This window comes from Ralstonia sp. VS2407, from assembly GCF_052950655.1.
Window position 1 is genome coordinate 40110 of sequence record NZ_JBRFVG010000019.1, and the last position, 13039, is coordinate 53148.

Consider the following 13039-nt stretch of genomic DNA (forward strand, 5'->3'; position numbering starts at 1 on the left):
GCCGAGGCTGTCACTTGAGCGACAGGCCCCCACCCTACGCTTCGGTCGCATTGCAGGGAGCGCAATCACAGCGGCGGGACACCGAGCGCCGCGCACAACGACCGAGGAAATCGACATGGCTTGGAATCCACCTGCCCGCCGCCTGCTGACGGCAGCGCTGGGCACGACCGTGGCCGCGACGCTGGCGACCACGTTGACCGCATGCGGCGGTAGCGACAGCAGCCCCATCGCCAACCAGGGCAACACAGACGCGCCCTCTACCAGCGCCAGCAAAAAGGTGCTGGTGGTCGGCGTGGACGGCGCCACTTATGCGCAGGTACAGAGCGCGCTCTTGCAGCACAGCCTGCCGAACCTGGGCGCGCTGGCGGTGATGCCGGCTTCGACCGGCGGCACGCTTGGCACCACCACCGCCCAGCCGCCGCTGGACACGCCAAGCTGGGCCACCGTGCTGACCGGCGCCTGGCAAAACCGCCATGGCGTGACCGACGACACCGTCACCACCCTGGCCGCCCCAAGCGTGTTCAGCTACGCGCGCAGCGCCGCCAAGGCAGCCGGCGCCACGCAACGGCTCGGCGCCGCAGTTAGTTCGGCAGCGCTGCCTGCGCTTCTCAAGGCGGATCAGCAAGCCGGCAACCTCGACACGCTCGTGGACTGCGCCCAGGTGGACACCTGCGTGACGCAGAACAGCGTGAAGCTCGTGCAGTCCGGCTACGACGTCGTCTTCGCGCAATACACCGCGCCGGCCGCCGCCGCGCTGGCATCGGGCCTGCAAAGCGACGCGTACACCGCTGCGCTGGCCAACGTCGACCAGGCGCTCGGCACGCTGCAGGCCGTCATCGCCCAGCGCCGCACCGCCAACCCGAACGAAGACTGGCTCGTGGTCGTCACCACCAGCCACGGCCTGGACGCCACGGGGGCCACCACGTCTGCGCCGACGCTGGAAAACCGCACCGCCTTCATCGCGCTGAACAAGAGCGTCAATCCGGTGCTCGGTAAGAACGGCATGGCCGCGCCCACGTCGGAAGCCGCGCTCGCTGCCCTGCCGAGCGAGGCCGACATCGTGCCGACCGTGCTGGCGCAATTGAACGCCGCCGTACCGGCCACCGCTCACAAGTTGGACGGCGCAGCGCTCACCGCCAACGCGATCGGCGTGCGCAATGTCCAGAGCACCGTGGGCGCGTACAGCGCCTCGCTGTTGCTGAACTGGCAGAACCCGACAGCGGCGAGCGGCCCCATCACCGTGCTGCGCGACGGCAAGCCGGTTGCCACGCTGCCCGCCACGGCCACGCAGTACACCGACAGCAACATCGCTGCCGCCAGCGGCATTTACCGCATCAACTACACGCTGGTGCGCAACAACGTGCCCGTGTCGATGCTCGCGCAGATCGCCTACGTTGCCCCGACGCCGCTGGCCACCTCGCTCACCAACGGCCTGGCTGCGTACTACAGCTTCGACCCGCTGCCGCCGACCGACCGCAAAGCCAGTTCGACGATCGGCCCGTGGGTGGCAGGCACCGACGGCGGTTCTGCGGCAACCGACCCGTTTGGCGGCACGGCGCTTTCGGTCGATTCGCGCATCGACGCCTACAAGCTCACGCAGAACGGCGCCGACATTGCGCAGAGCCCGCAGTTCACGATTGGCTTCTGGTTCAAGTCGGATTGCACGCAGGGCAACGGCACGGGCGAGCCGATCCTCGCCAACAAGGACTACTACTCCGGCTCCAATGCCGGCATCGCCATCGGATTGTGGGGCGGCTGCGAAGTCCGCTTCAACCTGGGTAGCGGCGGCAAGCGCGACGACATCCAGGGCATGAAGTTCAGCGCCAACCAGTGGGCCTATCTCGCCCTCTCGGTCGACGCGCAGGCCAAGCGCTTCAGCGCTTACATCCTGGACCCGGTGCTCGGCGTGCAGAAGGTGGAAGACAAGGCCATCGCCAACACCGACGTCACGAAGCTGGGTGGCCTGGCCACCAAGGTCTGGGGCATGAACGACGACGCCACGCACAACTACGTGCCCAACAACCCGGGCTCGCTCAAGGGCGTGATGGCCTACGACGACCTCGCCATGTGGACGCGCCGCCTGACGCTGGACGAACTCAAGACGATCAACGGCTCGCACCAGCCGCTGTCGTCGCTGAACCCCTGACCCCCTCCCCCAACCCGAACGAGACCGCTCATGAAGCCTTTCATCCACCCTCTCGCGAGGCCGCACCGGCTGGCCGCCGTGCTGCTGTGCGCTGTCACCTTGTCGCTGTCGGCCTGCGGCGGCGATTCGAACGACGGCACGCCGAGCACGGGCCCCGGCGCCGCTCAGCCCGATCAACCCGGCCAGCCGCCGGCCAACAAGCCGACCCTGCACTGCGCTCCGTAACGCGCGGCTTCCCATCGACTTGCGTTTGAGACCGACATGACTTCCGACACGAACCACGCCAACAACGGCAGCCGCCGCAACTTCCTCAAGATGGCCAGCACGGGGGCGATTTCCGCCGCCGCGCTCGCCGCCTTCCCGCCGTCGATCCGCCGTGCGCTGGCGATTCCCGCCAACAACGCCACCGGCACGATGCGCGACGTGGAACACGTGGTGATCCTGATGCAGGAGAACCGCTCGTTCGACAACTATTTCGGCACGCTGCAAGGTGTGCGCGGCTTTGGCGACCGCTTCCCCATCCCGCTGGCCGGCGGCCTGAACGTGTGGCAGCAGACCTACGTGCCCAGCAGCGGGCCGAGCCGCACGGTGCTGCCGTATTACCTCGACAGCAGCGCCGGCAACGCGCAGCGCGTCTCGGGCACGCCGCACAGCTACCCCGATGCGCAGAACGCGTGGGACCTGGGCCGCATGAGCAAGTGGCCGACGTACAAGCAGACGCAGTCGATGGGCTATTACAAGCAGGCCGAGCTGGACTTCCAGTTCGCGCTGGCCAACGCCTTCACGCTGTGCGATGCGTACCACTGCTCGTTCCACGGCGGCACCAACACCAACCGGCTGTTCCACTGGACGGGCACGAACGACCCGACCGGCGCGGCGGGCGGCCCCGTCATCGACAACAGCGGCGACCACCTCGACGCCAGCGTCACGTACAACTGGAAGACCTATCCCGAGCGCCTGCAGGCGGCCGGCGTGTCGTGGAAGGTCTACCAGAACATGCCGGACAACTTCACCGACAACCCGCTCGCCGGTTTCAAGGCCTACCGCGATGCCAACGCCGCGCGCGGCAACCTGGCCGACGGCAGCCCGTTCCCGCCGTACACGCCGGCCGACGAAACCGTCAGCCCGCTGATCAAGGGCGTCGGCAACACCATGCCCGACGGCGGCTTCCTGCAGGCGCTGAAGGACGACATCGCCGCCGGGCAACTGCCGCAGGTGTCGTGGATCGTCGCGCCGGCCACGTATTCCGAGCACCCCGGCCCGTCGAGCCCCGTGCAGGGCGCGTGGTACACGCAGGAAGTGCTCAACGCGCTCACCGCCAACCCGGCCGTGTGGAGCAAGACCGTGCTGTTCATCAACTTCGATGAAAACGACGGCTTCTTCGACCACGTGCCGCCGCCCGCAGCCCCCGCCTATGACAACGGCGTGCTGGCCGGCAAGTCGACGGTGAGCACCGCCGGCGAATACCACACGGACCAACACCCCTACGGCCCCGGCCCGCGCGTGCCGATGTACATCGTCTCGCCGTGGAGCCGCGGCGGCTGGGTCAACTCGCAGGCGTTCGATCACACGTCGGTGCTGCGCTTCCTGGAGCTGCGTTTCAACGTTCAGGAGACCAACATCAGCGCGTACCGGCGCGCGGTGCTGGGCGACCTGACCAGCGCCTTCAACTTCGTCAACCCGAATAACGAAACGCTGCCCACGCTGCCCAGCCGCGACAAGACCACCGCCGACGCCATCCGCACCGCGCAAGGGTTGCAGCCGCAGGTGCCGCTGCCCTCCGTCACAGCGCAGCAGATGCCTGTGCAGGCCACCGGCACCCGCCCCTCGCGCGCCCTGCCGTACGAGCTGCATGTCAGCGCCCGCGAAGACGCCACCAACCGCGCGCTGCGCCTGATCTTCAGCAACACCGGCACGGCGGCTGCCGTCTTCCACGTGTACGACCGCCTGCATCTGGACCGCGTGCCGCGCCGCTATGCGGTCGAGCCCGGCAAGATGCTCGACGACACCTGGGACGTGTTCACCGCCGACAAGGGCAAGTACGACCTGTGGGTGCTGGGCCCCAACGGCTTCCACCGCGCGTTCTCGGGCGATGTGAGCGCCGTGTCGGCAGCGGGTTCGAGCGCGCCGGAAATCCGCGTGTGCTACGACCTGGCCAACGCCGAGGTCTACGTGACGATGATGAACACCGGCACCGCGGGCTGCACCTTCACCGTCAAGCCGAATGCCTACCGCAATGACGGCCCGTGGACGTTCGACATCCCGGCCGGCAAGCAGCTCGACCAGCATTGGCCGATCGCGCGCCAGGGCAACTGGTACGACTTCACGGTGACGGTGCCGCAAGGCGGCTTCACGCGGCGCTTTGCCGGTCGCATGGAAACCGGCAAGGACGGCGTGTCCGACCCGGCGATGGGCACCTGAGGCAGGCAGTGAAGTAGAAAGAGAAGCAGGGAAAGATGCGGGCGGCCTTCGAAAGCGGGCTGCCCGCTTCCGTTTCGGCGCTGCGTAGGGCGTGCGGCCTGCAACGTGTTGGCCTCGAAGGGCCGAATGCCACGGTTTCACCCCGACGCCTGGGCTTCACACCACGACGTTCGAGACGTTTATTCCCGCGTATGGTGCTCACACCTTCGTGTTCGCGGGTTCAAGTGTCGTGCGCGAGCTTCAGACCCTGGAATCGTTCCCGGATTGATCGACGAAATGGGCATCCGACGGTCGCGCTTCACGGTTTCACACTCGCACGCGAGCGTCGGACCGTGACGCTCCACGGTTTTACTGTCGTGCGTGAGCCTCAAACCGTGGAACGCCACAGTTTGACCCTCGCACGCGACCCTCCGACTGTGGCGTTCCACGGTTTCAGGCTCGCGTGCGACGCCTGGACACTGACGCTCCACCGTTTCACCCTCACGCCTGAGTCTTGGAGGGTGACGCTCCACGGTTTTACCCTCGCACGTGGGCCGCAGACCGTGAGGCGTGGGAGGATTGTCGCGTCAGAGCGCGTACTGATACGGAAACAACGCCGCGTTGAACCCGCCGAGCGCACGCAGATGCGCCCAGTCGAAATGCGGCCCAGGGTCCGTCTTGCGGCCCGGTGCAATGTCCGAATGGCCTGCAATCGCCGTAATGGGATACGCCGCGCAAATCGCCCGCACAAGCGACGCCGTGGTGGCGTACTGCTCGGGCGTGAAGGGCAGATCGTCGGTGCCCTCGATTTCAATGCCGACCGAGAAATCGTTGCAGCGCGTGCGGCCGAAAAAGTCCGACGCACCGGCATGCCAGGCACGCGCGTCGCACGACGCAAACTGCACGCATTCGCCCGTGCGGCGGATGAAGAAATGCGCCGACACGCGCACGCCGCGCAGCTGATCGAAGTACGGATGCGCGTCGCAGTCGAGCGTGTTGGTGAAGAAGTCGAGCACGTGGTCGGTGCCGAAGTCGGCCGCGGATTGCGCCGGCGGCAGGCTGATGTTGTGCAGCACGATAAGGTCGATCGGCATGCCGTCCGGCCGTGCGTCAATATTCGGCGACGGATGGCGGCGTGCGCCGTCCACCCATCCATCAGCACCGATGTGCAACCGTTCAGGCATCGCCGTTCAGTCCATTTCCGGCCGCCTCGCCCACGCTGCCCGGCGACGCTTCCACGTCACGCGGGTCACGAATACCAAGCTGCTGCATGCGATAGCGCAACTGGCGGAAAGACAATCCGAGCAGCTTGGCGGCCGCCGTGCGGTTGAAGCCCGTCTGGTCCAGGGCGGCCAGGATGACGTTGCGCTCGACCGACTCCAGATAGGCCGGCAGATCGATCGGCAATGCAACGCTCGGCAGCGACGGCTCCGCCGGCTGCGCTACAGGGGCCGGCTCGGGCTGCGCCACTGGTTGCGGCATCCCCATGGGACTTGGCACGGCCGCCGGCATGTAGACGGCATCAGGCCAGCTTGTCATCGGCGGCGACATCGGGTGATGGGCCGCTGCGGCGGCCTGCGCCTCGCGCGTGCGGTGGAACAGCGGCGAGCGCTCGATCTCGGCGCCCAGCGCGCCAAGGTCATCCACGTCGATCGACTCGCCTTCCGCAAAGGCGTAGGCGCGCTCCAGCAGGTTCTCCAGCTCGCGCACGTTGCCCGGGAACGGATACGCGCACAGTTGCTGCAGCGCCGGACGCGTCAGGCGCTTGGGGCGCGGATCGCCGTAGCGGCTGGCAAGCTGCTCGAGCAGCACGCCGGCCAGCACGGGCACGTCTTCGGCCCGCTCGCGCAGCGTGGGCATGCGCAGTTCCAGCACGTTCAGGCGGTAGAACAAATCTTCGCGGAAGCGGCCGGCAGCCACCAGACGCGCAAGGTTCTGGTGGCTGGCGCACACGACACGCACGTCGACGGGGTCTTCGCGGCTTTCGCCGATCTTGCGCACGCGGCGCTCCTGCAACGCACGCAGCAATTTCACCTGCATCGTGAGCGGCAGGTCGGCCACCTCATCGAGCATGAGCGTGCCGCCATTGGCCGCCTGGAAGAAACCCTGCCGGTCGGTGTCGGCGCCGGTAAAAGCGCCTTTCACGTAGCCGAAAAACTCGGCTTCCATCAGGTTCTCGGGAATCGCGCCGCAGTTGACCGCCACGAACGGCCGCGATGCACGCGCAGACAGCGCATGCACCGCGCGCGCCGCACGCTCCTTGCCGCTGCCGGATTCGCCGCTGATCACCACCGGCGCCATGCTGCGCGCCAGGCGCATCAGCGAGCGGCGCACTTCCTGCATCGCGGCAGAATGGCCCGGCAGCAGGTCGTTGGTGCGCTCAACCAAGTCGGCATTACCGGGATCGGGATCGCGTTGCTGACGGCCCAGCGCGTTGAGCACGAGGCTGCGCAACTGGTCCAGCGAGAGCGGTTTGGCGATGTAATCGAACGCACCTGCCTTGAGCGCTTCCACCGCGTTCTCGGCGCTGCCATAAGCGGTGATGACGGCCACCGGCGTGCGGTCTGCCGTGGCAGAAAGCTGGCGCACGAGTTCAATGCCCAGGCCATCACCCAGGCGCATGTCTGTCAGCACAAGCGCAAAGCGCTGGCGGGAGAGCGCCTCGCGCGCCTCGGCCAGTCCGCTGGCAAGCACGACGTCGTGCCCCATGCGGCGCAGGGAAATTTCCAGCAGCTCGCGCAGGTCGGCTTCGTCATCGACGACGAGGATGGGTTCGCGAACGATGGCGGCTTTGGACATGGATCAGCAGATGGTCGGCAGAAATTCGCGGCCAGCAGATCATTCCGCTACGGCCAAGGCAGGTTGGTCAAACATCAGGGTGATGACGAAGGCGCGGCGCGGCAACGTGTCGCGCGCCTCCATGGTCAACGCTCCGGTGCGATCGAGCAAGGATTCCAGTGCAATGGCGCCGTAACGGATCTGCGCATCGTTGGCGCTACACAACTCGCGCGCCATGTAGAGGCCCAGGCCAGTGCCTTGGGCGTCATTCGTGAAGAACGGCTCGAACAGGCTGCGCTGCTGCTCGGTCGGCACTTCCGGGCCGTCGTTCCAGATCACGAGTTCGGCGTGGGTGTCGTCCAGCGCGTAGGCCGCCAGTTGGATCGAACCCGGCACGCGGCGGCAATAACGCAACGCGTTGTCGAGCATGTTGCCCACCACCTGCTGCAACTGCGCCGGGTCGAACAGCACGGGCTTGCCGAGGTCGACGGCCACGCGCACGAGGTTCGGGTTGATCTCGGTGGCTTCGCCTGCGCGGCGCAGGGCTTCGGCACGCCAGCGCTCGACGACCTCCGGCAGCACCTGCGCCAGTTGCACGCGCACGCGTTCGCCACGCGGGCGACGCGAGAGCATCAGCACGTCGGCAACCACCTGGTCGAGCCGGCGCACGTTATCCCGGATGATGCGCAGCAGGCGCGTCTCCACCCCGGAGTTTTCCGGTCGCGCGTGCGCGCCGCCATCCTGGCCGTCGCCCCCCTCGCCCGGATCGTCCAGAAGCTCAGCGGCCTGGCTGATCGCGGCCAGCGGGTTGCGGATCTGGTGCGCGACGCTGGCCACCAGCCGCCCCATCGAGGCCAGCTTCTCCTGCTGCGCCTGCTCCGCCACACGCTCCCAGCTTTCCACGTGAACCAGCACGGTGTCGTGCAACTCGTGGCGCAGAAACGCTTCGTCATCCGCCGACCAGCCCTGCGCGGTGGCCTCGGCCGACGGAATGCGCGGACGCATCTCGCCGCCCTCGCCCGGCAGGCCCAGGCCGATCGAGCTGACAAGGCTATCCATATAGACGCTGCGCAGGTTGGCCAGGCTCGGCAGGATGAAACGCAGGCGCAGCCGGGCGCTCAACATCGCGCGGCCGCCCCGGCCGCCCGTAGCCATGGGCAGCAGATCGAGGATGCGCGGTGCATCGTCGTCGCCAGTGCCATCGGCCGGACGGCTCTTGCGGCGCAGCCACTGGCGCAGCGTTTCGAGCAGCGGGCGCAGGTGCGGCACGTCCTTCAGGTCGAACAACATTGCACCGCTGCCGACAAACGCGCTCTGCGGCACGCCCAGCAGCATCGCTGCGGCCGGGTTGGCTGCAACGACACGGCCATCGGCACGCACGAGCATCACGCCGTCCTGCATGTCGTAGACCATCAGGCGGTTGACGAGCTGTTGCAGGCGCAGCTCGCGCTCGCGGGCCATCGTCAAACGTTCCTGCGCGATCTGGCGGTGCGACAGGCCGTACATCATCGACGCGGCCATCATGTAGACCATGCCGTACAGCCCGGCAGATGCCAGGCCCGGCGCAATCACGCCGTCGCTCATCATCTGCAGGAACGGATCGGCCAGCACCACGATCGACGCCACCGCCGCCGTGAACAGCGCAAAGAGCAGGCTGGTGAGTGCACCCGCGGCCAGCACCGGCACCAGCAGCACCATCGCCACGCTGGCCGACAGACGCGAGAGCGTGGCGTACGCCAGCCCCAGGAACAGCAGATCGAGCACCACATCCAGCCGCACACGGAATTGGAATCGCGTGCGCCACCAGCCGGCCGCCGCCAGGATCAGCAGGGCCATCGCCAGATACGGCAGCGTCAGGCTGAGCAAAGCGTCGCTATTGGGCAGGCCGACTGCATCGTTGTGCTCGCGCGGCACCATCACGAACAGCAACAGCACCAGCGCCACGGCCGCGCGGCTGAAGGCGAAATAGCGCAGCAAGCGCCACTGGAACTCAGGCGGATCGGGCTCCAGCCAGACCGCCCGGATTGCGCGCCAGGCATTCAGGCGCGCGAGCAGGCTGCGCGCGGCGGACGGCGTTGCCCGCGCGGCACCTGACGCTTCGGGCGTCATGTGTTGCCTCGGTCAGCATGTTCCGGGCAGCGATAGCGGCCGCCCGGTAGCGCGATCATGCCGGTGCGCGGCGCGTGCACGCCGCACACCGCACATTGCTCGATGGGTTGCGACGCCTGGGGGGGAGGAGTGCGCTGGGCCGTGCCCTGCCCGCGCGGGGCCGTCTGGCCCTGCCCCGAAGAGCGGGAGGAGCGCGTCCCAAGGCGGCTCAACCACCACCAGCCGGCGAGCAGCATCAGGATCAGCAGGACAGGACGGGACATGGGGAACAGACAAGGACAGGTAACGGCGCTGGCGCCAGGAACGCGCTAGGCGCGATGCAGAATGACTTCGAGCACGAAGCGGCTGCCCACGTATGCCAGCAGCAGGATCGCAAAGGCTGCCATCACCCAGCGCAGCGCCACACGCCCGCGCCAGCCGCGAAAACGCCGTCCGATCAGGATGCCGCCGAACATCGCCCACGACAGCACGGCAAAGATGTTCTTGTGGTCGAAATGGAAGGCGCTGTGGAACAGCTGTTCGGAGAACAGCACGCCCGAGGCGATCGTCAGCGTCAGCAGAACGAAGCCCGCCCCGATCAACCGGAACAGCAGTTTTTCGAGCGTGAGCAACGGCGGCAGCAGATCCAGCCAGCGACTGAACCAGCTTGCCTCCGGGCGATTGATGGTGTGCAGGCGACGCTCTGCAGCCAGCATGAGGATCGCGTGGAATGCCGCCAGCGTGAACAACCCGTAGGCGACGTTGGCAATAGCGAAGTGCAGCTTGAACAGCGGGCTGGCCGCATAGCCGAGTATTTGCGTGCCGGGGAAGGCCACCGGCAGCAGGCTTCCGATCAGCGCCACCGGCATCACCAGCAGGCCGAGGCCGGCCAGCGAGAAGAAGAGGCTTTCGATCCAGAAAATGCCCACGCCCAGCCACAGCATGGCCGACAGCGCATAGGCAAAGCCAAACACCATGGCACTGGCCGGGAAGATCGTCTCGTGCAGCAGGAACCCGTGCGCGATCAAGGCGGCCAGCAAACCCCAGCGCCACCAGGCCGGGACAGTGTCGGCGGCCCCCGGAGGCGGCGGAACGAGCACCGTGGCGCCCGGCGATTGACCGCCTGCCGCCATGGCTCCGGCCGGGGCCTGGGCGCCCAGTCCACCGCGTCGCGCCCACGCTACCGAAGCGAGGGTGCCGTAGAGAAGCGCCGTCAGCGCATACAGTACAATTGCCATTTGCACAGTTTACCGCAGCGCACCCCGGTTTTGGCTGGGGCCCGCCCCCGCCGAAAGCCTCGTTGGGCGGGAACGCAACATGCGCGCAATAAGCACATTCCTAGCCGGTGCAAGCGAAACGCGCGCCGGCCTCCTCTTTATCCCGTCCCCAATTCCGGATCCCTGTCACTGTCATGCTGGATAACCTGACCCAACGGCTCGCGCGCGTGGTCAAGACCATGCGCGGCGAAGCGCGCCTGACCGAAGCCAATACCGCCGAGATGCTGCGCGAAGTCCGCCTGGCACTGCTCGAAGCCGACGTGGCGCTGCCGGTCGTGCGCGAGTTCATTGCCCGCGTCAAGGAAAAAGCGCTCGGCGAAGACGTCATCACAAGCCTTTCGCCTGGCCAGGCGCTGGTCGGCATCGTCCAACGCGAACTGACGGCCATCATCGGCGGCCAGGAAGCGCTGGAAGGCATCGGCAGCAACATCATGGGCGGCCGCGCGGCAGAGCTGAACCTCAACGTCACGCCGCCCGCGATCATCCTCATGGCCGGTCTGCAGGGCGCGGGTAAGACCACCACGGTCGGCAAGCTCGCCAAGTGGCTCAAAGAGAACAAGAAGAAGAAAGTGCTGACGGTGTCGTGCGACGTGTATCGCCCCGCCGCCATCGCGCAGTTGAAGACCGTTTCCGAGCAGGTGGGCGCAGAGTTCTTCCCCTCGCAGCCGGACCAGAAGCCGGTGGACATTGCCGCCGCAGCACTGGATTGGGCCAAGAAGCACTACCATGACGTGCTGATCGTGGATACGGCCGGCCGCCTTGGTATCGACGAGGCGATGATGCAGGAAATCGCAGCGCTGCACGCCACGCTCAAGCCGGCCGAAACGCTGTTCGTGGTCGACGCGATGCTCGGCCAGGACGCTGTCAACACCGCCAAGGCCTTCAACGACACCCTGCCACTGACCGGCGTGGTGCTGACCAAGCTCGACGGCGATGCGCGTGGCGGCGCGGCGCTGTCGGTGCGTCACATCACGGGCAAGCCGATCAAGTTCGTCGGTGTGGCCGAAAAGCTCGACGGGCTGGAGCCGTTCTACCCCGACCGCATGGCCCAGCGGATTCTGGGCATGGGCGACATCCTTGCGCTGGTGGAAGAAGCCCAGCGCGGTGTCGACATGGAAGAGGCGCAGAAGCTTGCGGCCAAGATCAAGAAGACCGGCGGCTTCGACCTCGAAGATTTCAAGGCCCAGATCGGCCAGATGAAGAAGATGGGCGGCCTGGGCAGCCTGATGGACAAGCTGCCTGCACAGTTCGCGCAACAGGCCCAGGGTGCCAACATGGACCAGGCCGAAAAGCAGGTCCGCCGCATGGAAGGCATCATCAACAGCATGACGGCCGCCGAGCGCGCCAAGCCCGAACTCATCAAGGCGAGCCGCAAGCGCCGCATTGCTGCAGGTGCGGGCGTGCAGGTGCAGGAAGTCAACCGTCTGCTCAATCAATTCGAGCAGATGCAAGGCATGATGAAAAAGCTCAAAGGCGGCGGCATGATGAAGATGATGCGCGCCATGGGCGGCATGAAAGGCGGCATGAAGGGGCTGTTCGGCGGCCGCTGAGCGGGCTACCCTCCTTACTGAATCGCACCCTTGATCGACACACCGAACCGTTTCACCGAACCGACACGATGCTGAGCGCAGAACAGGCCCGCGAACTCTGGGCCAACTCCGAAGAAATCGTCAGCGAAGACGCCGTGCGCGGCTCGCTGGACCGCATGGCCGAAGAGATCACCGAGAAGATCGGCGACACCTTCCCGATGGTGCTGTCCGTGATGGGCGGCGCGGCCGTCTTTACCGGCATGCTGCTGCCTAAGCTGGCCTTCCCGCTGGAGTTCGACTACATCCACCTCTCGCGCTACAACAACAAGACGGTGGGCGGCGAGATGCAGTGGCGCGTGGCGCCGCGCGAGTCGGTCAAGGGCCGCACGGTGCTGGTGCTGGACGACATTCTCGACGAAGGCGAAACGATGGCCGCCATCCGCTCGCGCATCATCGACATGGGCGCAGCCGAGTTCTACTCCGCCGTGCTGTGCGAGAAGACGCTCAGCAAGTCCAAGCCGCTGTACCCGGACTTCTGCGGCTTCAATGTGCCAGACCGCTACGTGTTCGGCTGCGGCATGGACGCCAAGGGCTACTGGCGCAACCTGCCAACCATCCGCGCGCTCAAGAACACCTGAGACAGCACCGCGGCAAACAAAAAAGGGCGACATCTCAGTCGCCCTTTTTTGTTGCCCGTGACCCGTCCTGAATAAGGTTGACACTTTTTCCGGGTGTAGGAAGGAGAGTCAGGATGGAAGGGTCAAAGAAGCGAACGCAGCGGGACTACAGCCTGGCTTTTAAGCTGTCGGTGGTGGAGCAGG

General features: G+C 66.6%; 10 protein-coding genes. 5 read left to right on the forward strand and 5 right to left on the reverse strand.

Annotation, left to right across the window (positions count from 1 at the left end; translation table 11 throughout):
• The first annotated feature begins 115 nt into the window (after positions 1–115).
• The 3 genes from ACU8YE_RS22455 to ACU8YE_RS22465 are packed head-to-tail and all read left to right on the forward strand — an operon-like array spanning position 116 to position 4567.
• The gene (locus tag ACU8YE_RS22455; RefSeq protein ID WP_446929642.1) at positions 116–2146 is read left to right on the forward strand and encodes an alkaline phosphatase family protein; all 2031 of its coding nucleotides are present in this window, start codon (positions 116–118) and stop codon (positions 2144–2146) included.
• 30 nt (positions 2147–2176) lie between these two features.
• Complete coding sequence (locus ACU8YE_RS22460) at positions 2177–2371, forward strand: hypothetical protein (RefSeq protein WP_446929643.1); 195 nt, start codon at positions 2177–2179, stop codon at positions 2369–2371.
• A gap of 36 nt (positions 2372–2407) precedes the next feature.
• Positions 2408–4567 carry a phosphocholine-specific phospholipase C gene (locus tag ACU8YE_RS22465; RefSeq protein WP_414561098.1) on the forward strand — a complete coding sequence of 720 codons (2160 nt, stop codon included), beginning with the start codon at positions 2408–2410 and terminating at the stop codon, positions 4565–4567.
• 566 nt (positions 4568–5133) lie between these two features.
• On the opposite strand, the gene ampD is transcribed toward ACU8YE_RS22465, so the two are convergent.
• The 5 genes from ampD to ACU8YE_RS22490 are packed head-to-tail and all read right to left on the reverse strand — an operon-like array spanning position 5134 to position 10650.
• On the reverse strand, positions 5134–5730 hold the full coding sequence (gene ampD, locus ACU8YE_RS22470; protein ID WP_232041054.1) for a 1,6-anhydro-N-acetylmuramyl-L-alanine amidase AmpD: 597 nt from the start codon (positions 5728–5730) through the stop codon (positions 5134–5136).
• Positions 5723–7345: a sigma-54-dependent transcriptional regulator gene (locus tag ACU8YE_RS22475; protein WP_232041055.1), complete on the reverse strand. Its 1623-nt coding sequence runs from the start codon at positions 7343–7345 to the stop codon at positions 5723–5725. The genes ampD and ACU8YE_RS22475 overlap by 8 nt, the downstream gene beginning before the upstream one ends.
• A gap of 39 nt (positions 7346–7384) precedes the next feature.
• A complete protein-coding gene (locus ACU8YE_RS22480) occupies positions 7385–9433 on the reverse strand; it encodes an ATP-binding protein (RefSeq protein WP_414561101.1) in 2049 nt (682 codons plus the stop codon).
• Positions 9430–9696: a hypothetical protein gene (locus tag ACU8YE_RS22485; protein ID WP_232041057.1), complete on the reverse strand. Its 267-nt coding sequence runs from the start codon at positions 9694–9696 to the stop codon at positions 9430–9432. The genes ACU8YE_RS22480 and ACU8YE_RS22485 overlap by 4 nt, the downstream gene beginning before the upstream one ends.
• 45 nt (positions 9697–9741) lie before the next feature.
• Positions 9742–10650, reverse strand: coding sequence for a cytochrome C assembly family protein (locus ACU8YE_RS22490; protein WP_446929644.1), 909 nt, complete (start codon positions 10648–10650; stop codon positions 9742–9744).
• A 173-nt stretch (positions 10651–10823) separates the two neighbouring features.
• Here ACU8YE_RS22490 and ffh point away from each other — a divergent pair, with 173 nt between their 5' ends.
• The gene (gene ffh, locus ACU8YE_RS22495) at positions 10824–12239 is read left to right on the forward strand and encodes a signal recognition particle protein (RefSeq protein ID WP_446929645.1); all 1416 of its coding nucleotides are present in this window, start codon (positions 10824–10826) and stop codon (positions 12237–12239) included.
• A gap of 68 nt (positions 12240–12307) precedes the next feature.
• Positions 12308–12856 carry a hypoxanthine-guanine phosphoribosyltransferase gene (locus ACU8YE_RS22500; RefSeq protein ID WP_232041060.1) on the forward strand — a complete coding sequence of 183 codons (549 nt, stop codon included), beginning with the start codon at positions 12308–12310 and terminating at the stop codon, positions 12854–12856.
• The last annotated feature ends 183 nt before the right edge of the window (positions 12857–13039 follow it).

What these genes read in the sequence shown, in the direction of transcription:
- ACU8YE_RS22455 (WP_446929642.1), top strand. Translation starts at nt 116, where the DNA reads ATGGCTTGGAATCCACCTGCCCGCCGCCTGCTGACGGCAGCGCTGGGC.
- ACU8YE_RS22460 (WP_446929643.1), top strand. Translation starts at nt 2,177, where the DNA reads ATGAAGCCTTTCATCCACCCTCTCGCGAGGCCGCACCGGCTGGCCGCC.
- ACU8YE_RS22465 (WP_414561098.1), top strand. Translation starts at nt 2,408, where the DNA reads ATGACTTCCGACACGAACCACGCCAACAACGGCAGCCGCCGCAACTTC.
- ampD (WP_232041054.1), bottom strand. Translation starts at nt 5,730, where the DNA reads ATGCCTGAACGGTTGCACATCGGTGCTGATGGATGGGTGGACGGCGCA.
- ACU8YE_RS22475 (WP_232041055.1), bottom strand. Translation starts at nt 7,345, where the DNA reads ATGTCCAAAGCCGCCATCGTTCGCGAACCCATCCTCGTCGTCGATGAC.
- ACU8YE_RS22480 (WP_414561101.1), bottom strand. Translation starts at nt 9,433, where the DNA reads ATGACGCCCGAAGCGTCAGGTGCCGCGCGGGCAACGCCGTCCGCCGCG.
- ACU8YE_RS22485 (WP_232041057.1), bottom strand. Translation starts at nt 9,696, where the DNA reads ATGTCCCGTCCTGTCCTGCTGATCCTGATGCTGCTCGCCGGCTGGTGG.
- ACU8YE_RS22490 (WP_446929644.1), bottom strand. Translation starts at nt 10,650, where the DNA reads ATGGCAATTGTACTGTATGCGCTGACGGCGCTTCTCTACGGCACCCTC.
- ffh (WP_446929645.1), top strand. Translation starts at nt 10,824, where the DNA reads ATGCTGGATAACCTGACCCAACGGCTCGCGCGCGTGGTCAAGACCATG.
- ACU8YE_RS22500 (WP_232041060.1), top strand. Translation starts at nt 12,308, where the DNA reads ATGCTGAGCGCAGAACAGGCCCGCGAACTCTGGGCCAACTCCGAAGAA.